Origin of the sequence: Chryseobacterium sp. Marseille-Q3244, from assembly GCF_940807095.1 — a bacterium.
Taxonomy (GTDB): Bacteria; Bacteroidota; Bacteroidia; order Flavobacteriales; family Weeksellaceae; genus Chryseobacterium.
Genome location: NZ_CALNWX010000006.1, coordinates 1 through 22,477, shown reverse-complemented (window position 1 = coordinate 22,477; position 22,477 = coordinate 1). Strand labels below are relative to the sequence as shown.

The 22,477-nt window shown below is 35.8% G+C and carries 22 protein-coding genes, 8 tRNA genes and 1 other RNA gene; 1 reads left to right on the top strand and 30 read right to left on the bottom strand.

What is annotated here, in order from left to right:
* Window positions 1-11: 11 nt before the first annotated feature.
* The 29 genes from rplL to rpsU all read right to left on the bottom strand — a co-directional run bounded on the left by rplL (window position 12) and on the right by rpsU (window position 21,442).
* On the bottom strand, window positions 12-380 hold the full coding sequence (gene rplL / locus NBX25_RS12145; protein ID WP_123909962.1) for a 50S ribosomal protein L7/L12: 369 nt from the start codon (window positions 378-380) through the stop codon (window positions 12-14).
* 46 nt (window positions 381-426) lie between these two features.
* Window positions 427-1,014 carry a 50S ribosomal protein L10 gene (rplJ, locus tag NBX25_RS12140; RefSeq protein ID WP_250253794.1) on the bottom strand — a complete coding sequence of 196 codons (588 nt, stop codon included), beginning with the start codon at window positions 1,012-1,014 and terminating at the stop codon, window positions 427-429.
* 17 nt (window positions 1,015-1,031) lie between these two features.
* Entirely contained in the window at window positions 1,032-1,724 is a 693-nt protein-coding gene (rplA, locus tag NBX25_RS12135) for a 50S ribosomal protein L1 (RefSeq protein WP_045501112.1), read from the bottom strand.
* Window positions 1,725-1,735: 11 nt separating this feature from the next.
* The gene (rplK, locus tag NBX25_RS12130) at window positions 1,736-2,182 is read right to left on the bottom strand and encodes a 50S ribosomal protein L11 (protein WP_027375531.1); all 447 of its coding nucleotides are present in this window, start codon (window positions 2,180-2,182) and stop codon (window positions 1,736-1,738) included.
* 292 nt (window positions 2,183-2,474) lie between these two features.
* Window positions 2,475-3,278 (bottom strand): T9SS type A sorting domain-containing protein, encoded by an 804-nt coding sequence (locus tag NBX25_RS12125; protein WP_250253793.1) that lies wholly within the window; start codon window positions 3,276-3,278, stop codon window positions 2,475-2,477.
* A 21-nt stretch (window positions 3,279-3,299) separates the two neighbouring features.
* Complete coding sequence (locus NBX25_RS12120; RefSeq protein ID WP_250253792.1) at window positions 3,300-4,097, bottom strand: hypothetical protein; 798 nt, start codon at window positions 4,095-4,097, stop codon at window positions 3,300-3,302.
* Between the two features lie 143 nt (window positions 4,098-4,240).
* Window positions 4,241-5,797, bottom strand: coding sequence for a tetratricopeptide repeat protein (locus tag NBX25_RS12115; RefSeq protein WP_250253791.1), 1,557 nt, complete (start codon window positions 5,795-5,797; stop codon window positions 4,241-4,243).
* A gap of 169 nt (window positions 5,798-5,966) precedes the next feature.
* Complete coding sequence (locus NBX25_RS12110) at window positions 5,967-6,635, bottom strand: hypothetical protein (RefSeq protein WP_123909959.1); 669 nt, start codon at window positions 6,633-6,635, stop codon at window positions 5,967-5,969.
* 10 nt (window positions 6,636-6,645) lie between these two features.
* Window positions 6,646-7,293 carry a hypothetical protein gene (locus tag NBX25_RS12105; RefSeq protein ID WP_123909958.1) on the bottom strand — a complete coding sequence of 216 codons (648 nt, stop codon included), beginning with the start codon at window positions 7,291-7,293 and terminating at the stop codon, window positions 6,646-6,648.
* 15 nt (window positions 7,294-7,308) lie between these two features.
* Entirely contained in the window at window positions 7,309-7,920 is a 612-nt protein-coding gene (locus NBX25_RS12100; protein WP_228412738.1) for a hypothetical protein, read from the bottom strand.
* 679 nt (window positions 7,921-8,599) lie between these two features.
* Window positions 8,600-9,142, bottom strand: a complete 543-nt coding sequence (gene nusG, locus NBX25_RS12095; protein WP_065395256.1) for a transcription termination/antitermination protein NusG — start codon at window positions 9,140-9,142, stop codon at window positions 8,600-8,602.
* A gap of 18 nt (window positions 9,143-9,160) precedes the next feature.
* Window positions 9,161-9,367 carry a preprotein translocase subunit SecE gene (gene secE, locus NBX25_RS12090; protein ID WP_002976410.1) on the bottom strand — a complete coding sequence of 69 codons (207 nt, stop codon included), beginning with the start codon at window positions 9,365-9,367 and terminating at the stop codon, window positions 9,161-9,163.
* Window positions 9,368-9,379: 12 nt separating this feature from the next.
* Window positions 9,380-9,450 (bottom strand) — tRNA-Trp (locus NBX25_RS12085).
* Between the two features lie 54 nt (window positions 9,451-9,504).
* The gene (tuf, locus tag NBX25_RS12080) at window positions 9,505-10,710 is read right to left on the bottom strand and encodes an elongation factor Tu (protein WP_045501120.1); all 1,206 of its coding nucleotides are present in this window, start codon (window positions 10,708-10,710) and stop codon (window positions 9,505-9,507) included.
* A gap of 266 nt (window positions 10,711-10,976) precedes the next feature.
* Window positions 10,977-14,075 carry an efflux RND transporter permease subunit gene (locus NBX25_RS12075; RefSeq protein ID WP_123909956.1) on the bottom strand — a complete coding sequence of 1,033 codons (3,099 nt, stop codon included), beginning with the start codon at window positions 14,073-14,075 and terminating at the stop codon, window positions 10,977-10,979.
* Between the two features lie 62 nt (window positions 14,076-14,137).
* Window positions 14,138-15,223: an efflux RND transporter periplasmic adaptor subunit gene (locus NBX25_RS12070; protein WP_123909955.1), complete on the bottom strand. Its 1,086-nt coding sequence runs from the start codon at window positions 15,221-15,223 to the stop codon at window positions 14,138-14,140.
* A 2-nt stretch (window positions 15,224-15,225) separates the two neighbouring features.
* Window positions 15,226-16,467, bottom strand: a complete 1,242-nt coding sequence (locus NBX25_RS12065; protein ID WP_123909954.1) for a TolC family protein — start codon at window positions 16,465-16,467, stop codon at window positions 15,226-15,228.
* A 220-nt stretch (window positions 16,468-16,687) separates the two neighbouring features.
* Complete coding sequence (locus NBX25_RS12060) at window positions 16,688-18,052, bottom strand: sensor histidine kinase (RefSeq protein WP_123909953.1); 1,365 nt, start codon at window positions 18,050-18,052, stop codon at window positions 16,688-16,690.
* Window positions 18,053-18,733, bottom strand: a complete 681-nt coding sequence (locus NBX25_RS12055) for a response regulator transcription factor (RefSeq protein WP_123909952.1) — start codon at window positions 18,731-18,733, stop codon at window positions 18,053-18,055.
* Window positions 18,734-19,007: 274 nt separating this feature from the next.
* Window positions 19,008-19,079, bottom strand: a tRNA-Thr gene (locus NBX25_RS12050).
* 41 nt (window positions 19,080-19,120) lie between these two features.
* Window positions 19,121-19,193 (bottom strand) — tRNA-Gly (locus NBX25_RS12045).
* Between the two features lie 89 nt (window positions 19,194-19,282).
* A tRNA-Tyr gene (locus tag NBX25_RS12040) sits at window positions 19,283-19,363 on the bottom strand.
* Between the two features lie 20 nt (window positions 19,364-19,383).
* A tRNA-Thr gene (locus NBX25_RS12035) sits at window positions 19,384-19,457 on the bottom strand.
* A gap of 90 nt (window positions 19,458-19,547) precedes the next feature.
* Window positions 19,548-19,620 (bottom strand) — tRNA-Gly (locus tag NBX25_RS12030).
* Window positions 19,621-19,708: 88 nt separating this feature from the next.
* A tRNA-Tyr gene (locus NBX25_RS12025) sits at window positions 19,709-19,789 on the bottom strand.
* A gap of 19 nt (window positions 19,790-19,808) precedes the next feature.
* A tRNA-Thr gene (locus NBX25_RS12020) sits at window positions 19,809-19,882 on the bottom strand.
* Between the two features lie 109 nt (window positions 19,883-19,991).
* Window positions 19,992-20,282 carry an HPF/RaiA family ribosome-associated protein gene (locus NBX25_RS12015; RefSeq protein WP_034693158.1) on the bottom strand — a complete coding sequence of 97 codons (291 nt, stop codon included), beginning with the start codon at window positions 20,280-20,282 and terminating at the stop codon, window positions 19,992-19,994.
* Window positions 20,279-21,166 carry a tyrosine-type recombinase/integrase gene (locus NBX25_RS12010; RefSeq protein WP_123911821.1) on the bottom strand — a complete coding sequence of 296 codons (888 nt, stop codon included), beginning with the start codon at window positions 21,164-21,166 and terminating at the stop codon, window positions 20,279-20,281. The genes NBX25_RS12015 and NBX25_RS12010 overlap by 4 nt, the downstream gene beginning before the upstream one ends.
* Window positions 21,167-21,244: 78 nt before the next feature.
* Entirely contained in the window at window positions 21,245-21,442 is a 198-nt protein-coding gene (gene rpsU, locus NBX25_RS12005; protein ID WP_045501128.1) for a 30S ribosomal protein S21, read from the bottom strand.
* A gap of 316 nt (window positions 21,443-21,758) precedes the next feature.
* Here rpsU and ssrA point away from each other — a divergent pair.
* Window positions 21,759-22,160: a transfer-messenger RNA gene (gene ssrA, locus NBX25_RS12000) on the top strand.
* A gap of 128 nt (window positions 22,161-22,288) precedes the next feature.
* Here the strand turns inward: ssrA and NBX25_RS11995 are convergent.
* Window positions 22,289-22,477, bottom strand: a 189-nt coding sequence (locus NBX25_RS11995; protein ID WP_250253785.1) for a hypothetical protein, incomplete at its 5' end; no start/stop codon positions are given.

The window sequence follows — 22,477 nt, the reverse complement described above, 5'->3', positions numbered from 1 at the left end:
TAAAATTGAAATTATTTCAATTCTACTTCAGCACCAGCTTCTTCTAATTGCTTCTTAAGAGCTTCAGCTTCGTCTTTAGAAACACCTTCTTTGATTGCAGAAGGAGCACCGTCTACGATATCTTTAGCTTCTTTAAGACCAGCACCAGTTAAATCTTTTACTAATTTAACGATAGCTAATTTAGATGCACCTGCAGACTTAAGAATTACGTCGAATTCAGTCTTTTCTTCAGCAGCATCACCTGCTCCACCTGCAGCAACTACTACAGCAGCAGCAGCTGGCTCAATTCCGTACTCATCCTTAAGGATAGTAGCTAATTCGTTTACGTCTTTTACAGTTAGGTTTACTAGCGTTTCAGCTAAATTTTTTAAATCTGACATTGTTGTAATGTTTTTGTTGATTATTTATTTAATTTTTTGAGTATAATTATTCAGCACTTGTTTCTTCAGTGCTTTCTGCAGCAGCTTCTGGAGCTTCAGCAGTAGGAGTTTCTTCAACTACAGGAGCAGCTTCTTCAGCTTTAGCTTCTACAGTTTCAGGTTTGTTTTGAAGAGCAGAAACAACTCTCTGGATTGGAGACTGAAGTAATCCGATGATTTCACCGATCATTTCTTCTCTAGACTTGATGTTAGCCAACATGTCTAGGTTGTTGTCACCTAAGTAGAAAGTTTCTTGAACAAAAGCAGACTTTAAAGCTGGCTTCTCTTCTTTCTTTCTGAATCCTTGGATTAACTTAGCAGGAGCGTTTGCTGTATCAGCAATCATCAACGCTGAGTTACCTTTGAAAGTAGGGAACATTTCAGAGTAATCTACTCCTTCGATTTGTTCCATTGCTTTCTGTAAAAGTGTATTTTTTACAACTTTTACTTTGATATTTTGCTTGAAAGCTTGTCTTCTGAAGTCAGAAGATTTACCAGCGTTCAAACCGTCTAAATCTGCTACGTATACTACTTTTGCATCCTGAAGCAAATCTTTGATCTCTTGTATTGCTACAACTTTTTGGTCTTTTGTCATTGTCTTAAGGATTATTATTAGTTAACAGATTTAGTATCAATTGCAATACCAGGGCTCATTGTAGAAGACAAATAGATTGACTTCACATAAGTTCCTTTAGCAGCAGTTGGCTTCATTTTGATCAATGTAGAGATCAATTCCTGCGCATTTTCTTTGATCTTAGCAGCATCGAAAGATACTTTACCAATACCAGCGTGGATGATACCATACTTGTCTACTTTGAAATCAATTTTACCTGCTTTCACTTCAGTTACTGCTTTACCAATTTCCATTGTTACAGTTCCTGATTTAGGGTTTGGCATTAAACCTCTTGGACCTAATACTCTACCTAATGGACCTAATTTACCCATAACAGCTGGCATAGTAACGATAACGTCAACGTCTGTCCAACCATCTTTAATTTTTTGTAAATATTCGTCAAGACCTACATAATCAGCACCAGCAGCTTTAGCTTCTGCTTCTTTATCTGGAGTTACTAAAGCCAAAACTTTAACATCTTTACCAGTACCGTGAGGAAGAGATACAACACCTCTTACCATTTGGTTTGCTTTTCTTGGGTCTACACCTAATCTTACAGCGATATCTACAGAAGCATCAAACTTTGCAGTGTTCACTTCTTTTACAAGAGCTGAACCTTCTTCAAGGTTATAGATTCTTCCTTTTTCTACTTTGCTTAAAGCTTCCTTTTGCTTTTTAGTCAATTTTGCCATTTCTAATAGTTTTAAGCGTTAAAAGTTGGTTTAGTTCCTGTTACTCTTAATCCCATAGATCTAGCAGTACCTGCAACCATAGAAACTGCAGAATCCATTGTAAAACAGTTAAGATCCGCCATTTTATCTTCAGCGATTTTCTTTACCTGATCCCAAGATACTGAACCTACTTTGTTTCTGTTTGGTTCACCAGAACCTCCCTTGATTTTAGCTGCATCCATTAGCTGGATTGCTGCAGGTGGAGTTTTAATAACGAATTCAAAAGATTTGTCTTCGTATACTGTAATTACTACAGGTAAAACTTGCCCTGGCTTATCTTGGGTTCTTCCGTTAAATTGCTTACAAAACTCCATGATGTTCACACCTGCAGAACCCAATGCTGGACCTACTGGTGGAGAAGGGTTAGCTGCGCCACCTTTCACCTGAAGCTTTACCATTTTAAAGACTTTCTTAGCCATTGTTTGTTTTTTAAATTTGAATAATTAATGAGTTTGGAAGCATTTATTATTCAGCAGGTTATCGCACTCACTTATGATAAGCCTACTTTTTGGACTGCAAAAGTATAAAATATTTTTGAAACTACAAACGGATATTGCTGATTTTTAAAAAGTTTTAAAAAAATAATTGATATTCAGAAGTTCCCATTTCAGATTTTCATATGCGTAAACGTATTTCGCTTTCTGACAAAAGAAAAGGAGAGCAAATATCCGCTCCCCTTCTCCCTAATTAAACTATTACTAATATGGAAAACTATTTTTTGATAAACTTCATATTTTCTTCTTTCACCTTTATAATATAAGCCCCTCTTATCAAATCACTAATATCAACCATTCCTTGCTTCATTAATCCCGTTTTTATCAATTGACCAACCGTATTATAAATTTTGAAATCCTGATCTTTTAATCCATCAATATGAATAATATCTGTTGCCGGATTCGGGTAAAGTTTACTGTTGATTTTTTTTCCTGAAATATCATTCGTTCCCATTGTACCATTAGGCAAGATCAGATTCTGCGCATAGATTCCCGTGGGAGCCTCTTCTGTATTTTTAGTTTCCTGAAATACAATTACTCCTTGTCCATTGATGGGTTTCAAAACAGTTGTATACCCTTTAGAGGCAGGAAAGGTTGCTATTGGAAGATAGTGCTGTGACCACTCAAAATCACCGCTATCCTTTAACAGAACAGCATTCAGAGATACATTAAGTGACGTACCTTCTTTTTTCTGTACCACAAAATATGGCTTATCATTTACAAGTTGCAGATTGCTATAATGGAACATTGATGTATTATCTACAGGAAATACCTGCTTGGCGTTATCCGTAAACAATCTGGCACCAGTATTTTTATCAAATTTTTGTACAAATTCTCCGTTTTCTCCCTGAGATGAAGAACTATAATTTGCAATAGACCAGATATAAGGAGATCCTGATTCAAAAGCGACTTTCATATCTTTTTCAAAATAGGTCTGATTGGTATCAAAATCTACCCCGGAAACGCCCCATGGCAGAGTACCATCGGCATTTACTCTTTGAAGATATCCATCAAACCTCATATTCTCGCCAGTGCTGTACCCTTAATACACTACATTCCCATCCACAGCTCCTGTATATTTTGCATTATAAGCAGTAGATTTAGCGGTAATCTGCTGGGGAGCATCCCAAAGTAAGGTCCCGCTTTTCAAATTGATCTTTTGGGCAAACAAGTAGCTTGTAGTACCAAAGGATACTTGCTTGTGGAAAATAATTTCACATTCATCCCCGTCCAATTTAAAGAGGTCGGCAGGAATTGTATTTTTGGCAACATCATTCGAAACGATCTGTGTGGGAACTGTCCATACTGGTAGCCCGGCCTGGTTAAACATTTGGACTTTAGTATATTTTTGACTTGGAGGGAAATATCCAACCACAATATTCCCATCAGATAAGGGAAGAATTGTAGGTAAATAAGCTTCACCCAAGCTAATTCCGGTTGGCCATTCTGAGATACCCTGAGGAGTAATTTTAAAAATATATCCCGGAGTTCCTGCACCCGTTCCTGTTACACCAATGTAAAGGTTATCTGATGTATCTACAGCTGTTTTTTCTACGACCGTGTAAGTTCCCATTGGTATCTGATCTGTAACTTTAATTCCATTGGGACCTAATTGTTTATTTCCGTTTTGATCCAAAATCTGAACCCAAAGTTCAAAATTCACTGGAGCGGATACACTTTTCCAGAATCCAATATAAGTTTTCCCATCACTCATTGTTTCAGCAAAAGAGCTTCCTTTTGCATTGGTTACCAAAAAGTTTTGGTCCAGGATCGGATTCCATTGTGCTTTTCCCATAAAACTTATGGAAAGGCCTATAAAAAGAGTAAGTAATTTTTTCATTGCGGTATTGTTTTAAATAGGAGACAAAGGAATACAATGTCATCCAACCTTGTTAAAAATACCGCACACAATTACCACATAACAGAAAAAAAACACCACATCATCTCCACACACCAAAACACAAATACTTAAATTACAAATAATTACAACTCATTCAAATATTGAGCAAGATCTTCTTTTGTATTGGTAAGATTCATCTTTTTCCTCAAGCGTGTTCTTGAATTTTCAATTGTTTTTGGAGTTACATTCAGTAGATTTGAAATTTCTTTTGTAGATAATTTAAGTTTCAGCATTGCTGCCAGCCGTTTATCATAATTCGTCAATCCGGGATGCTTGTCATCCAGATTTTCATAAAATGATTCATGGATATTCAGAAAATGATATTCAAAATCTCCCCATGAATCATTCTTAGTATTCAGTTTAATTTCATGGATAATTCTGGAAACTTCATTAATTTCGCTATCTTTAAGCTTAGACTTCAGAACATTCACCTGCTCCAGCAATGATTTAAAGATCTCCTCAATCTTAGATTGTTCCATGGATTTATAGACCAGCATTTTTTCTTTCATCTGATTATCTATTTCAAGCTGTTTTTCACGGTTCTCAATCAATTTTTTTTCAAGACGAAGCTTTTCTGCTTTGTTCCTAAAATTAATCAGCAATAAAATACTGATTACCACAACCAACAGGAGAATAATAACCAAAACTACATACAGCATATTCTTTTTATCCTGTTCTATTTTATCCAGCCTTTTTTGCAGTTCATAGTCATGTTGTACCTTCAATCGTTCTACATTCACTGCTTTTTCTTCTATATTCAGCAGATCCCGGATAGAATCATATTTTTTAAAGGTTTCTACAGAATGTTTGTAATCTTTATTGAGCTGATACGCTTTATACAGAGTTCTTAGATAATTGGTATTATCAAAATTTACTCCATTAGAAGTTATATACTTCCCTACATTTTGAGCATAGAATAAAGCTTTCTCCGGATTTTGGGTTTCGATATAAAAATTGGCAAGGTTGTAATTAACCTGATAGTTTGATTTATGATCTTCAATGACATTCTTTTTTAAAATAGTATTGGCTTCAAGCAGATAATTTTCTGCCTTGATCTGATTTCCTTCAAGAAAGTTAAGTTTACCAAAATTTGAAAACACAAATGCTTTTAACACCGGGTTATCATAGGTTTCAAAAGATTTCAGTCCTTCTTCAAAATAATATCTTGATGAATCCAGTTTAGACAAAACCAGGTAAGCATTTCCTAAATTATTAAATGCTTTAATGGTTTCTGTTTGCTTTTTTTGTTTCTGATAAAAGTTCAAAAGCTTTTTATAATAAGTAACCGCTTTTCTGGTGTCATTGAGCTGAGAATAAGTATAAGCGAAAATCCCATCTATCTTGGCTGTCTTTTCTTCGTCTTTACCCCAAAATATGTGATACGCCTTGTTAGAATAATCCAATGCCAAATCAAAATAGTTTACATCGCTGTAGATTTTTGCTGCTTCCAGATAAAAATCTCCCAAATTATTATCAGTAACACTTTTTCTGGCCTGCTGTATATTAGCTTCTGCTTTTTTCCAATCCTTGAATTTTAGCTCGTTGGCTTCATTCATATATTGCCCATACTCTCCATTCTGCCCAAAGCACAATACAAATAAAAACAACAGCAGCCATGTAAAAGATAGTCTTTTTCCCATTTTAAGTATAATTCCCTATAAAATTATAAAATCATTTGAAAAAACTACAGTCAATCTTATATATACCTTTAAAATTGACAAAACACCCCAAAACATTGAAGAGTTCATTAAAATGAAAACCAGTCTATTTTTCAATAGACTGGTTTTTTATCTTCAATTTGTTTTTACATTAAAAACCTGATGGTTTATTAATCGTTTGAGTAGAACCGTCAGTTCCTCCAAGATCAGCATTCACATCATTAATATTCTGTTTTGTGATCAATCTTTTATAGGCCATAAGGTACAGATCTACTGTAAAATTATTGTAGGTTCTGGCTGGATTGGCCGAACTCGCATTAATAATTCTGCTATCTGTAAATTTAGCTCTTATATGCCAGGTCCCGTTGCTTTTGAACGCTGCCACATCAGGAGATCCCTGCTTGTTATCATTAACCCCGTTATCTCCGTAATCAAGCATTACATTGGTAGAATTATCATTAAGCTTAAATGAATAGTTCTGAACAACTACAAGAAAGTTGTTAGCATCAATTTTAGTATCATAATCTGTAATTCCTGCACCAGAAACTCCGGTAAGCGAAAGTTTTAGATAATTGAACAAACCACTGCTTTCCAGATTAGGGTTATACAGTTGAAGACCGTTTTGAGAGGTTGCTAAAAAACTACCTCCAGTCATTGTAGGTTCTCCCGGATTTCTAAGATATAGAGCGTTTGTATATGACTTTCCGTTGACATCAAGTGTTTCAACAGGATTTTTTGTATTAATTCCTACTTTACCAAGTTGGGCATTTAAAAATAGTCCCAAAAAGGTAATCATAATGATATAAATTTTTCTTTCCATTGTTTTGTTTTTACTGAAGCCCTAAAGGCGTATTGGTTGAAACTCCTGAATAAACCGGTGAACCGGATGCAGATACAGATCCTGTAAAAGTACCCCAGTCTTTAACCAGCGATCTTTCAAAAACATTTAAAGTAAACGTCCATGTTCCATTCAGTGAACCAGTAGTTCCTGCCCCTTTAAATCCAAGATTAACAGCATGATAAGTTTTTCCTCCTCTGGTAACTTTGGTTACTTCCGCAGAATACGCCCCAAAAGATTTGGGAGTGGTCGTTGAAATAGTCGCTGATGTGGCTACACTAAAAGTCGCTCCGGTAATTGCAACCACATATTTGTCAGTCTCTAATCCTGTACTTAAATTAACCACTTCATCCTGATTAACATTTTTCAAAACAACATTATAAGTATTAACAGGAGCAACGTTACGAAGAGCAATATCTAATAACTTAACTTTCCCAACAGGAGAAGAATCCTTAGAACGGGTAATAAGTAAATAACTTCCATCAGCAAATGTATTCTCAGTATCTACCAAGTAAGATTCTACCAGTGTCTCTCCTTCCACATCTAAAGTTCCTTTGGGAGTTTTAGTATTGATTCCCACCTGTGCATTAACAGCAAAAAATGTGCATGCTGCAAAATATAGTGTGATAATTTTTTTCATTGCATTATTTGTTTTTTATTGTATTAAAGGAGCTGCGGCCGAGCCTGTTGTAGAGGTTGCAGTTGCTCCTAAACTTTGTGTAGAATTAAATTCTTTAGCATATGACCTATCAAACACCAGCAAATTAAGAGTCCATTCTCCGGTAGGAAAAGATGAATCCGGAGAGAATCCCTGATAATCGGCTTTCAATTTCCAGGTTCCTCCGGAAGAAAAAGCGAATATCTGTGGCATCGGAGTAAGCCAGTCTGCAGAATACGTTCTGATAGGCTGTGTAAAACCAAAAGAAGAAATTACAACCAGAAATTTCTGAGAGTTGATCTTGGTATCAAACTGATTTACCCAGTCCTTGTCTGATGGGTCACAAGTAATTTTATACTGGATAAGGTTAATAGGAGCCGGTGAATTCGGGACGAAAGTATCGTTATATGCCGTAATTTTATTTTCCGGTGCCGGGGACTTGATAATAAACGTATAGTTTTCATTGGCACCCAGCTTTTCCATAGGTTTTTTGAAAACAATGCCAGATGTCTTCATCGTTCCGTTCACGGTAAGTTCCTTTTCAGGTTTGACAGTATTGATTCCAACTTGTGCACTCACTGATACTGCTGAACCTATTAAGAGGATCATCGAAATAATTTTTGTCATTGTCGGTTATGTGTTTGTAAGATTTCTATTACCCACGCCTTATTGCTCACAATTCAAGTTTTAATTAAAAAACATTAAATGTGCTGTACATCTGGAAACAGTGTACTTAATAAAAAAACAATAAGTTTTGTGGGTTAATTACGGGATAAGTTACAAGAAGTATGCCATCAAAAATGAATTGATCTTCGGGAATGCTATCAAACAAAGAAAAACCTATAGTTTGTCCCACAGAAGTGATTATTACATTATAATAAACTGCCTTATAGAAGAAGCTAACACCAATTACTATTTTTACATTTTCAATAAAAAAATATATGAAAAATTATAAAAAATAAAATAAAAAAGTATAAAATAAGTTTTATTTTATCAATATCAAATTATTTGAAAAACATAGCCGAAAACTCTTGAAAGCTGATAGATTATATACAGTACCTACATCCATATTAGGTTTTAGCTAAGATCAATGATTGTTTAATCTAGGCGAGCCAGAAATACAAACCCCTGCTTATTAAGATTTCTTTGAAACAATATAAAGTATGAGAAGGATGATTTATTATATATAAATATTCATAGCTGGTACTTTATTTCCTTAAGCATTAATAGTAATAAAAACAAAAAAGACTGCTTAATAGCAGTCTTTTATATTTTATATAAGTAAATATTATACTTTTTCTACTTGCATGTAGCTTAGTTCCATTGGAGTTTTTCTACCGAAGATCAATACAGAAACTTCAATTTTCTTTTTGTCTTCAAGAATCTTCTCAACTGTACCATTGAATCCGTTGAAAGGACCATCAATCACTTTTACGTTTTCTCCTACTACATATGGAATCTCAACATCGCTTGCGAATTCTGAAAGTTCATCCATTCTTCCAAGCATTCTGTTTACCTCTGATTTTCTCATTGGAACAGGATCTCCACCTTTTGTTAAACTTAAGAAAGAAATAACTCCAGGGATGTTTTTGATAACGTGAGGAATCTCTCCCATCAGCTCAGCTTCAATCATTAAGTATCCAGGATAGTAAGGTCTTTCTTTAGGAACTTTCTTACCGTTTCTAATTTGAATAACCTTTTCCATAGGAATAACCACTTGAGTAACGTACTGCTCAAACCCTAAACGTTTGATTTCTGTCTCAATATAGTTTTTCACTTTATTTTCCTGTCCGCTGATTGCTTTCAGCACATACCATTTCAATTCGCTCATTATGGGAAAATACTTTAATTAGTTGAACAAGTTGATTAGCATTCCAATGATGTTGCTGATTGCTTTTGAAAACAATTCATCAACTCCAAAAGTAAATAAAGCCAAGATCACTGTCGCAATAGTCACTACAATTGTAGACGACTGAAGGTCAGCCCATTTTGGCCATTCAACTTTATGTCTGAATTCGTTATAAGAACCTTTTAAAAAATCAACAAATGAACTCATAATTTATATTTGCACGGGCACAAGGATTCGAACCCTGATCAACGGTTTTGGAGACCGGTATCCTACCATTGGACGATGCCCGTAGTTAAAAAGCTTCCGAGAGTTTCCTTTCGGAAGCTTAATTTATTTTAAGATGATTAGTCTAAGATTTCAGTAACCTGACCTGAACCAACTGTTCTACCACCTTCTCTGATCGCGAATCTAAGACCCTCGTTAAGAGCGATTGGTTGTAACAATTCTACAGTGATCTCTAAGTTATCACCAGGCATTACCATTTCTACACCTTCTGGTAAGAAGATCTCACCTGTAACGTCAGTAGTTCTTACGTAGAACTGAGGACGGTACTTGTTGTGGAATGGAGTGTGACGTCCACCTTCTTCTTTAGAAAGGATATAAACAGATGCTTTGAATTTTTTGTGTGGCTTCACAGAATCTTTCTTAGCGATTACCATACCTCTCTTGATGTCAGTTTTTTCAATACCTCTCAACAATAGACCTACGTTATCACCAGCTTCACCTCTGTCTAGGATTTTTCTGAACATCTCAACTCCTGTAATAGTAGAAGTTAATTTTTCTTCACCCATACCAACGATATCAACTGGATCTCCAGTGTTGATAACACCAGCCTCGATTCTACCAGTTGCTACAGTACCTCTACCTGTAATAGAGAATACGTCTTCGATTGGCATCAAGAATGGCTTATCAGTATCTCTTACTGGCTCGTCGATCCACTCATCAACTGCATCCATTAGAGCTTCAACAGTTTTGAACCACTTATCTTCTGAGTCACCGTTAGTAGCTGCAGTAAGTGCTCCAAGAGCTGAACCTTGGATTACTGGAGAGTTATCTCCATCAAAGTCATAAGTAGCTAATAGATCTCTAAGTTCCATTTCAACAAGCTCTAACAATTCTGGATCATCCACCATGTCAACTTTGTTCATGAAAACAACGATCTTAGGTACGTTTACCTGACGGCAAAGTAGGATATGTTCTCTAGTTTGAGGCATTGGACCATCAGTTGCAGCACATACTACGATAGCTCCATCCATCTGAGCAGCACCAGTTACCATGTTCTTAACATAGTCGGCGTGACCTGGACAGTCAACGTGAGCATAGTGTCTTTTTACAGTTTCATACTCGATGTGAGCAGTATTGATAGTGATCCCTCTTTCTTTTTCTTCTGGAGCAGAGTCAATTGAAGAGAAGTCTTTTTTCTCAGCAAGACCTTTGCTAGCTAATACAGCAGAAATAGCAGCTGTAAGAGTAGTTTTACCATGGTCAACGTGACCAATAGTACCAATGTTCAAGTGTGGTTTGTTACGATTAAACGTTTCCTTTGCCATGATTTAAAATTATTTATTTATTGTTTTTCAAATTTTCGGTGTGCAAATATAATGAATTTTTAAATACCAAAAACTTTTTATTCAAAAAACTTTCAATATTCTCATCCAATGAAGGACAAACCTTATATTTCGATGCATTGAGACTGCAAATTTACACATTTTTCCGGATTGAAAAAAACTTTCTGATACCTTTTACAGGCTCTTTCACGAAAGAGCCTGAAATACAGAATATTTCAGGCTCAATTAATATATAAAATGAAAGATAATCAGGCTTGGCTTACCCTTTTAGTCCTGTTAAAAATCCAGAAAATAATCGGAAAAATAAGCAAAGTAAGTATGGTGGCCGTTATAAGTCCTCCAATAATTACAATAGCTAAAGGCTTTTGAGACTCTGATCCGATTCCTGTAGATAATGCTGCCGGCATCAATCCTATAGAAGCCATAAGAGCGGTCATAATTACCGGTCTGGTTCTTGATTTCACTCCGGTTAATATTGCGTTATCTATATCCAACCCATTTTTAACGTTCTGGTGAAATTCTGTAATTAAAATAACTCCGTTTTGTATACATATTCCCAACAGGGCAATCATTCCTACTCCTGCGGAGATTCCGAAATTGATTCCGGTAACATGCAAGGCAATAATACCTCCAATCAGAGCAAATGGGACATTCGCTAAAACCAGAAGGGAATCTTTCATATTTCCAAACAGGATAAACAGAAGGAAAAAGATCATCAGAATACTTACGGGAACGACCTGGGCCAATCTGTGTGAAGCACGCTGCTGGTTTTCAAACTGCCCTGTCCAGCCTACTGAATATCCATCCGGCAGTTCAACAGTGGCTACTTTTTTCTGGGCATCTGCAATGGTACTTCCCAAATCACGATCCCGGATTGAGAACTTCACTCCAATATATCTTTTAATATTATCTCTGTAAATAAATGCAGCTCCATTATCTTTCACAATAGTACTGATCTCTTTTAAAGGGATTTTAGCACCATCCTGAGTAGGAACCATCAAAGCAGCAATGTCATTTTCATTGGTTCTATATTCCTGGGAATAACGAAGACGAATCGGAAATTTCCTTTCTCCATCAAACATTTCGGAAGCTGTTTTTCCTCCGAAAGCCATTTCCAGTACAGCCTGTGCGTCAGCGGGCATTACTCCATAAGCTGCCATCTTATCTCTGTCCAAGACTACACTTACTTCCGGCTGACCGATATTTTTAATAATACCAGGATCTTTTACTCCGTCAACATCTTTAATCTTACCTAGAATCTCATGCGCTAACTTGTCTAAGGTTTCTAAATTGTCTCCATAGATTTTGATACCATTCTCGGCTTTAAAACCTGCGACAGCTTCTGCCACGTTATCTGAAATCGGCTGCGAATAATTAAAGGTAATTCCCTGGTAACTTCTAAGCTTTTGGTCTATTTCATTAATGAGTTCATCATACGTGATTTTCCGTTTCCATTCATCTCTTGGTTTCAGGTTTACGGCAAACTGCACGAATCCGAATCCGTTCGGGTCTGTACCATCATTACTTCTTCCTGTTTGTGCCAGAACATCTGTTACTTCTGAGAAACTCATAATGTCTTTTTTCAAAAGATCTGCTGTTTTCAAAGATTCTTTTAAAGATGAACTCATTGGCATTTCTGCGGTGATCCAAAGTGAACCTTCATTAAGCTGCGGTAGGAATTCAGTTCCAAGGAATTTTCCGGAAAACAATGTTACTGCAAGGAATGAAATAGCAACAATCATACTTGTTCTTTTATGTTTAAAGGTTAGATTAAAACCTTTTAACACAATTCTATCCCAGAAATTAACAAACGGGTTATTTTTTTCCCTTACATTTTTATTTAAAAGGATATGAGAAAGAACAGGAACCAGTGTTAAAGTAAATATTAACGCTCCTATCAATGCAAATCCTAAAGTAAAGGCTAAAGGTGAAAACATTTTCCCTTCTACTTTCTGGAAAGAGAAAATTGGAATCAATGAAGTAATAATAATCAGCTTTGAGAAGAAAATTGCTTTTCCTAAACCAGTTCCGGTTTGTTTGATCCAGCCTCCTTTCGCTAATTTATTAAATTTCTCCATTCCGTACCGATGGGCTTTGTGGTCGAGCATTACAAAGAGTCCTTCCACCATGACGACGGCTCCGTCAATGATGATCCCAAAGTCTACGGCTCCAAGGGAAAGTAGGTTTGCGCTCATCCCAGCCAGTTTTAGACATAAAAAAGCAAACAATAAGGATAATGGAATGATGATAGAAACAATCAGCGTAGTTCTCCAGTCCGCCATGAAGATCAGAACGATTACAGTCACTAGTACAATCCCTTCAATCAAGTTATGCATCACAGTCTTAGTAGTAAAATCCATCAGGTTATCCCTATCGTAAAAGGTCACCATTTTTACATCTTTTGGAAGGATCTTTTCATTCAGCTCTTTAATTTTAGCTTTTACCCCTACCAAAACTTCTCTTGGGTTCTCCCCTTTTCTCATCACCACAATTCCCTCTACGGTATCGTCATGGTTATTTAGGGCTGCCTGTCCTACTCTAGGCATAGAGCTTTCATGAACTTCTGCCACATTTTTTACCAGAACAGGGTTTCCGCTATCATTCTGAATGGTGATATTTCCGATATCTGTAATAGATTTTACCAAACCTATTCCTCTTACCACATAAGCCTGTCCATTCTTTTCAATGACATCTCCTCCAACGTTAAGATTACTCTTGGTAACGGCATCATACACCTGGAGGGGGGTCAGATTGTATTTATCCAGTGCTCTGGGATCAATACTTAATTCAAATACTTTGTCCTGTCCACCAAAAACATTGATATCCGCTACCCCAGGCACTCCTCTTAAGGCACGGTCTATCACCCAGTTTTGCAGGGTCAGCAGTTTACGGGAATCTTTTGTTTTACTTTCCAGTGTATATCTGAAAATTTCTCCGGTTGGCCCGTAGGGTGGTTGTACTTCAGGGTCCACCTCGTCAGGCAGGCTAATGGTTCTTAATTGGTTATTGACCTGATTTCTGGCAAAAGTATCATCCACCCCATCGTCAAACAGAATTTTCACAATGGAGAGACCAAACATCGTGGTACTTCTCACACTGGTTTTCTTCTGAACCGGGCTCATCGCCAATTCTATGGGAGTAGTAACAAAACGTTCTACTTCTTCTGCACTACGCCCATTCCATTGGGTAATGATTACAATCTGGGTATTGGTAACGTCCGGAAAAGCTTCAATAGGCATATTTTTGAAACTTATAAATCCGGCAATCGCTAAAATAGCCACCCAGATAAAGGTAAATGCTTTATTCTTTAATGAAAAAGCGATTATATTTTTTATGAATTTATTCATGATAGATACATTGATGACCTAAAAAAGCCGTTGAAAGAATTTATTTTAAATCACTACAATTTTCAGCTGTTTAGAGAGCGGTATATCAGAAGCTGGTTGTTAGTAATCACTTCTTCTCCTTCTTTAAGGCCATCTGCTATATAAGTAACATCACCTACCTGTTTCTGTACTTTCACTTCTCTTATTTTCACATCAGTTCTGGATTTAAAAATTACCACAAAACTTTTGTTATCATCAAAAATTACTGCTTTGGAAGGAACAGTCAGCATTGTATTGTTTTCAAGGCTGGAAACTTTTATAGTAGCTTTACTATCCGGAATTAATAATCCATTAGCATTATCCAGAACAACCCTTGCCTGCATCGCATTGGTTTGCGGATCAATGATTTTAAAAATTTTATCAATTTTTCCATCAAAGACCTTATCCGGATAAGAAAGTGTAGACACCTGAGCTTTCATTCCAAGGCTTATCTTTTCAATATCCGATTCATTAACATTCATAATGGCCCAAACATTGGTGGTATTGGCAACATCAAAAATATTATCACTTCGGTCACTTCTCAGCTGCATATCTTTATTGATACTTTTCTGTACAATATATCCGTTAATAGGTGCTACCACACTGTATATATTTCCTGACTTCACATTATAAACAGTACTTACAGCCGCAGCTCTCTGTAATTGATCTTCTGCTTTCTGTAGCTGGCTTTTTGCCTCCAATACATCTCTTTCTGTATTTAGTTTTCCTTCGTAGAGTTCCTTAGCAACTCTAAGGTTATTTTTAGCCACTACAAGGTCTGTTTTAGCATCACTCACATCTTTTTGAATTTCGGCAAGCTCCGTACTCCTGATAGTCGCCAGTACCTGACCTTTTCTCACATAATCCCCAAGTTCTACATTTACACTCATGACATTTCCTCCAACCAATGGATAAACATCTATATAGCTGTTCTTATCTGCGGAGATTTTTCCATAAAAACTATATTCATCTTCTATATTTCTTTGTTCAACCTTCGCCAGGGAAATAGATTTCAGCATGGTATTGCTGAGTTCAAAGCCTTTTTTAGCCGGATTGTTTTTTTCTTCCTCCTTTTTTGAGCAGGCCATCAATGATAAGATCATTAATACTGGAATAATATAAGTTTTCATGTTTAATAGAAGATTTTCGTTTGTACTAATTGATTAAGTTGTTCTGCTGCCTGCATGATCTCGTTCTTCATATCATAAATCTGAAGAGCAGTTTCTCTGTAACTGTCCATGAAGTCTGTAAATTCAATAAGATTTACATTTCCTTTTCTGAAATTTGTCATCATACCGTTATAAACCAGATCCATGTTCTGAAGATCTGTTGTTTTGATATCTGCAAGCTGCTCGTATTGCGCTTTCCAGGTTTTATAAGCTGCCTGTACCTTTGTTTCAAGGGTCAGTTTCTGAAAGTCTGCGTTTTTCTGATTCTGCTGAATCGCATAATTAGCCTTTTCTACATTTCCCTGGTTCACTCTCCATAATGGTAAAGGAATTCCTAATGTCAGATTCGCTTCATTGTTAAAAGTTCCTCCAGCCTGATCCCATGCTGCACCCACATTAAGATCCGGTACATTCAATGATTTCTGCCATTGGGCATACAGCTTACTATTATCAATTAATTTTAAATTATATCGATAATCTGCATTATTTTCCAATGCCTTAGTTTTAAGTTCATCTTCATCTCCAAAAGGCTGAGTTGCCAGTGCTTCTTTGGCTTCAGATTCGGGCATCAAAGGTTCTATATCTTCTGAAATTCCGGTAAGAACTTTTAAATTCTGTTCAAAACCAAGTATATTTTTGTTGATTTCAAGCTTATCATGATTCAGCTGAATGACCAGACTTTGCAGTCTCACCGCATCTTTAAGGGAAACATTTCCTTTAGCTGACTGTACACGATAAGCGCTTAACAGGTCATTCATATACCCTAATTGCTTATCAGTGTTTTCAAGCTTTAATTTTTCGTAGTAAAGATTAAAATAAGTAGTACGGAGTTGGGCTCTCAGATCAACAAGAAGTTGAGAAAACTGAAGCTGGGCCAATTCTTTATTCGATTTTGCAAAAGCAATTTCATTTTTCTTTTTACCCCCCATATAAATTAGCTGGGTAATGCCTGCTCCTTTTGAATGACCAACATCAAAAAACTTTTTACCTTCAGGATTATAAGCATTGAACTGTCCACTCAATTGTGGCAATTCCCAGATTTTAGCCTGCAGGATATCAGCATCCGCCATGTTGATGTTGTATTGTTCCGCAAGCAGCTGAAGATTGTTCTTCTGGAAGGCTTCTTCGCAATCCAAAAGAGACATTTGCTGTTGTGCCGCCATGAATGAGGAAACGGCCAGGCACAGCACTGCAATTCTGTTCATTATTTTCTTTTTAAATTACAAAATTGCTTGGCTACAATTAAAAGAAACTTAAATGAGGATTAAAAAAATATTAAAATTACCTTAAATAGGAGCTTTAAGATAAGATCATGGAACTCTAAAACTTAAAATTTTTCTCCAACCTTTGATTTTTTTTAGAAAATTTAATCTGAAGTTTAACAAAAATGGTAACGGCTTTTGAGTAATAAGTAGTTCTGAAAATTTATTTTTTAAAAATTACGGTGAACATATTCATGTATTCATCGGGAGAAGAATAAATAATTTCAGCATCATGATATTCAAGAATTCTCTTAACAATTCTTAGCCCTAAGCCGGAACCGGAAATATTTTGGGCATTATTTCCTCTTGTAAAAGCTTCAAATAACTTAGTCTGTTCTTCTACCGAAATGGTAGCTCCATGGGAAATCACATCAACACTAAGATTATGATTCGTTTCGGTTATCAATACTCTCACTTCTGTATTGTCAGAATAAACCGCTGCGTTTTTGAATAAATTAATGAAGACAATCACCAATAATGATTGAATGCCGCTAATGGTAAGAAAAGCATTTTCCGAAGTTTCTTCAGCAATAAGAAAATCCAGTTTAAGATCAGGATAACTTTTTTCCACTCCTTCGAAGGCTTCAAAGATCACTTCGTCTATTCTTACATCCTCGTAAATGCTTTGAATATTTTCTTTATCAAACTTCGTTAATAGCAGTAGTGAATTCGTCAGATCTGACAACTGATAAACATCCCGTTGAATTTGCTGTAATGAAGACAGTGTCTTTGGAGAATGTTCTTCAAATTTAATCAGGTTTTCCAATTGAAATGCCATTCTTGTAATAGGGGTCCTGATTTCGTGAGAAGCACTTGCTGTAAAATCTTTCTGCGACTGAAATACATCGTTAAGCCGTACAATCATTGTATTAAAAGATTTTGCAAGAACATTTACTTCATCATTAGATTCCTGAACGGGAATCTGAGTGGTTAATTTATGTGCTGTTACCTCTGAAATTTCTTTATTCAGATCTTCTAAAGGACGAAGAAACTTTTCTACAAAGTAATAACTGAAAAAGCCGATAAGAAGGGTGCTCATCACATAAGCAGTAATCAAAAGATATTTTAGAAAACCCAACTTTGATTTCCCGTTGGTATCAAAGGCACTGGTAAGAATATAATAATTCTCTCCATTAATGTTTCTTAGTGCTGCATAAATCTCCGGAACTGTTTTCTCTGTGTAAATAATCTTCTTTTTATCCAGCTCCTTAAGCATGGCACTATCCCAGGTAACATTTCGGTCTTTAATCGTACTGTAGATCAGTTCTTTCTGTTCATTAAAAATTAAAATCTTTTCATTCAAAAGAATATTATCCGAATTTTCATTGAAAAAGATGGGTGCTTCTTCTTCAAAATCTTTAGACTTTGAAATAAAATGGGTCGTAAATTCCAGTCTTTGTCTGAATCTTTCCTTAAACTCATCCCTTCTGAAATCATTGAAAGATAAATAAATGACCGCCATCACCATTCCAAAAAGCAATGAAAAGGCGATACTAATTGTTAGAGCTATCTTTCTCTTTAAAGACATCTACAATGGACTTAAATAATATCCGAAACCGGAACGGGTATGGATTAGTTTTATTTTAAAATCTTTATCAATTTTTTTCCTTAAAAAATTAATGTATACTTCTACCGTATTGGTATTGGTATTAAAGTTGTGTTCCCAAACATGTTCAGTAATCTGCTGTTTAGAGACAGTCCTGCCCTGTGCTTCTGCCAGATAAACCAATAACTGAAACTCTTTTAAAGTAAGGGTTATTTCATTTCCGCCCCTATACACTTTTTGCTCCGTTTTGTTGATAATAAGGTCATCTATTCTGATAATATCCTGATCAGAGGTATCTGAAGGCATTTTTCTTCTCAACAGAGAATTGATCCTTAAAAGGAGTTCTTCAAACTGAAAAGGTTTTACCAGGTAATCATCAGCCAATCGGGTAAAGGCATCTTTTTTATCTGAAATATCTCCATAGGCAGAGATCATAATGATAGGCGTACTCTTATCAAAAGAACGAATCGTCTGACAAACATCCAGCCCGTTTATTTTAGGGACATTGATATCAAGCAAATACAGATCATAGGAATTATTTTTAATCTGACGAAGGAAAGTTTCTCCGTCATAGATTTTATCGCAGGTAAAATTATTGGATTCTAAAAATCGGCAAAGTTCCGCAGAAAGAATGAGATCATCTTCTAATAAAAGAATATTCATCAAAAATTATTTTACACGAATGTAACGAAAATTTTTATGATGATTACTGATTGGGGGTAAAAGTTGAGAAGAATAGAAGACTTTAAAGTTTTCGACACAAAAGATCACGAATCTGGTTTATCCATTGAAATTTCGAAAGAAGGATTCTTTTTGCTATTTTTTAAACAGTTGTATAACTATTTTACTTTATCAGCCTCGTGATTTTTTTCTTGGCCTAAGATTAATAACAAAATTTGGGCAAAAAAAATTCCCGAAGAAATTCGGGAGATTCGAGAGCCAACTACGGGACTTGAACCCGTGACCTCTTCCTTACCAAGGAAGCACTCTACCGCTGAGCTAAGTCGGCATTAACTAAAAAAATCACACTAAGGAGCGTGATTTTTATTGAGCGGAAGACGGGGGTCGAACCCGCGACATTCAGCTTGGAAGGCTGACGCTCTACCAACTGAGCTACTTCCGCAATTTTGTTTCCAAAATTATTGGTAAACGCTTTGCAAAACTAAGAATTAATTTTTAATTCTGCAAACTTTTTTCTAATATAAAATATAGTGGGGAGAGCAGGATTCGAACCTACGAAGCCGAAGCAACTGAGTTACAGTCAGTCCCATTTAGCCACTCTGGAATCTCCCCAGATATTTTATATTAAATTGAGCCTCCAGAGGGATTCGAACCCACGACCCCGAGATTACAAATCACGTGCTCTGGCCAACTGAGCTATGGAGGCAATTTAACAATTAGTCTGAAACTGATAGAGAAACTCTACTCTACACATTTCAGTGTTAAAAAAATCAACTTTAAATATCGATTTTTGTTGAGCGGAAGACGGGGGTCGAACCCGCGACATTCAGCTTGGAAGGCTGACGCTCTACCAACTGAGCTACTTCCGCGATTTTGTTTACAAAACCATTGGTAAACGCTGTGCAAAACTAAGAATTATTTTTTAATCTTGCAAACTTTTTTTTTAAAAAATATAAGTGGGGAGAGCAGGATTCGAACCTACGAAGCCGAAGCAACTGAGTTACAGTCAGTCCCATTTAGCCACTCTGGAATCTCCCCAAAGATTTATATTTTTATGAGCCTCCAGAGGGATTCGAACCCACGACCCCGAGATTACAAATCACGTGCTCTGGCCAACTGAGCTATGGAGGCAAATATAAAAAAGAATTCAAAAGATCGCTGTTCCTTTTTTGCGAGTGCAAATATAGAACGGATTTTTTGAATTCTCAAATATTTTATAAACTTTTTTTAACTTTTTTTTCTACGCCATTTCTTTTTTCTTGATTAGTAGCTTTTTAGCTGTATCAACACAAAGGTCCAAACTTTCTTCAAAACTTGCAGATGTCTTCTTTACTACAATATCATCTCCCGGAACCGCTAAAATAATCTCAGCTGTTTTATTAGCTTTATCAGCATTGTTTTCTACTTTTAGAAATACTTTACACTCTTGAATTTTATCATAGAATGTATCTAGCTTGCTTACTTTTTTGTCGATGTGTGATTCTAGTGGTTCGTGTGGAGTTAAACCAATTGATTGTACTGAAATCTTCATAATTCTTCTTTTTTTGACGCTCGAGGGTGAGCCTGATTAAACACTTTTTTCAATTGTTCAATATTAGCATTCGTATAGACTTGAGTACTGGCAAGACTGGAATGCCCTAATATTTTTTTCACTTTGGAGATCTCCGCCCCATTATCCAAAACGTGTGTAGCAAAGCTATGACGAAGGATGTGAGGACTTTTTTTTTCTTTCGTTGTTATAAGACTAAGGTACTTATTAACTACCACATAAACAAATTTTTCATTGAGTTTTTTCCCTTTCTTATTGACAAAAAAACAGAACTGATATTCTTCCTGCGGTTTTCTTATTTCCAAATAGTTCTTAAGAAGTGCAGACAAGTCTTCAGAAATAGGAATCACTCTTTGCTTGTTTCCCTTCCCTATTACTTTTAACTCATTTCCGTCTATATTAACATTTTCAAATATCAGGCCACAAAGCTCCGCTTTCCTCATTCCGGTCTGATAAAGGACTTCCATAATACATTTTTCCAGGATATCAGGGGTGTACTCCAGGATCTTATCATTAAGATCTTCCATTTCTTCTTTAGACATGGGAATTTGCTTCTCAGCATAAAATTTCAGGGAAGATATACCTTCAGTAGGAGAAACCTTAATTTCACCTATCTTTAAAAGGAAAAGATAAAAACTGCGGAGAGAGGATAATTTTCTATTGATACTTCTTTTGGAAATATTGTTTTCACTTAAATCAACAATAAAGTTTCTGATGATCTTTTTATCAGCTTTAGAAATATCGTCGGAAGATTCTGTTCGGAGATAGAAATGGGAAAAGTCGTCAAGGTCTTTTTTGTAGCTTGTAATCGTATGAGGAGAGTACCTTTTTTCGAATTGTAAGTATTCTAAAAACTTTTCCAGCATCATGGGATATAAAATAAAAATTCACTCCTCAAATATAAGAATTTAAGAAGTGAATTAATATGTGTTTAAGAAAAATTCTTAAGCCTGCTCTTCCTTGCTAAGTGCTCTTTGCTTGTAAGCAGCTTTCAACTTAGATTGTCTCAAAGTTACAGAAGGCTTGATAAACGCTTGTCTAGATCTTAATTGACGAACTGTACCTGTTTTATCAAATTTTCTTTTGTATTTTTTTAAAGCTCTGTCGATGGATTCACCATCTTTAACTGGAATTATTAACATATTTTACATCTCATTTTGGATTGCAAAACTAGACATTTTTTCTTGAATTACAAAATATATTACATGAAACTATCACTATTTTTATCTTTATCTCCTAAAAAACCTAGCATTAAAAGGCATTACAATTAAAAATAATTTTATCCACAATCATTACACTTTATCAAGAGAAGTATTCTTCCGTCCTGACTTTACCCTATTAGGAAGAAACACCATAGACCCTTATTATAGCTCTTAGAATACAGTAGTAATCATCAAAAATAATCTACATGAATGAAATATGAACAAAAAGCACTATCTTTGCATTCACTTTATTCATGGGGTTGACTGGTTTCGACAGCAAGACCAATGGGTAAGTAAGCATGCAGAGAACCGTAGCGCGATCTCTATAATCCCTTGCTACAAAATTTTAACTGGCAACGAAGAGTTCGCTCTTGCAGCTTAATATCGAAGTATAGTAGATCAAGCGTTTTCCCGAAGATTTCAGTAGGGAAGCAAGATATTCCACAAATGCTCTGTTCTGCGGCGTTTGATCCTGGGATATAGGAATGCGGAAATAAGGTTTCAGAAGCTTCGGCTGAAATTCGAAAAACTCAGAAGATAAGCTGGAAGTTGGGTGTCTATCCTCTGCCTTCAGTCGAAAATCAATGGTAGAATAAGCATGTAGAAAGCTTATGTATTGCTTGTTTGGACGAGGGTTCGAATCCCTCCAACTCCACTAAAACAAAACCTTAAATTATTAAAAGTCAATAATTTAAGGTTTTTTTATTTTATTAATTGTACGATTATTGTACGGTGAAATTTAAATTCAAAACCTTCATTAAAAAAATAGTACAAAGACTCTACCTGTCAAGATGGTCTTTGTACTGGTTGTAAATTCAGAAGGAGATCTTGGAGTGTTTTATTCCAATAGAAAAAAGCCTGGCTTTCATTAAAAAGAGGAAATGCACTTTCTTTCAGATCATTTCTTGCTCTATTATAAATATAATCACGGGACGTCATCACTATTTTGATTCCCTGTTTTAACTCTTGGACTGG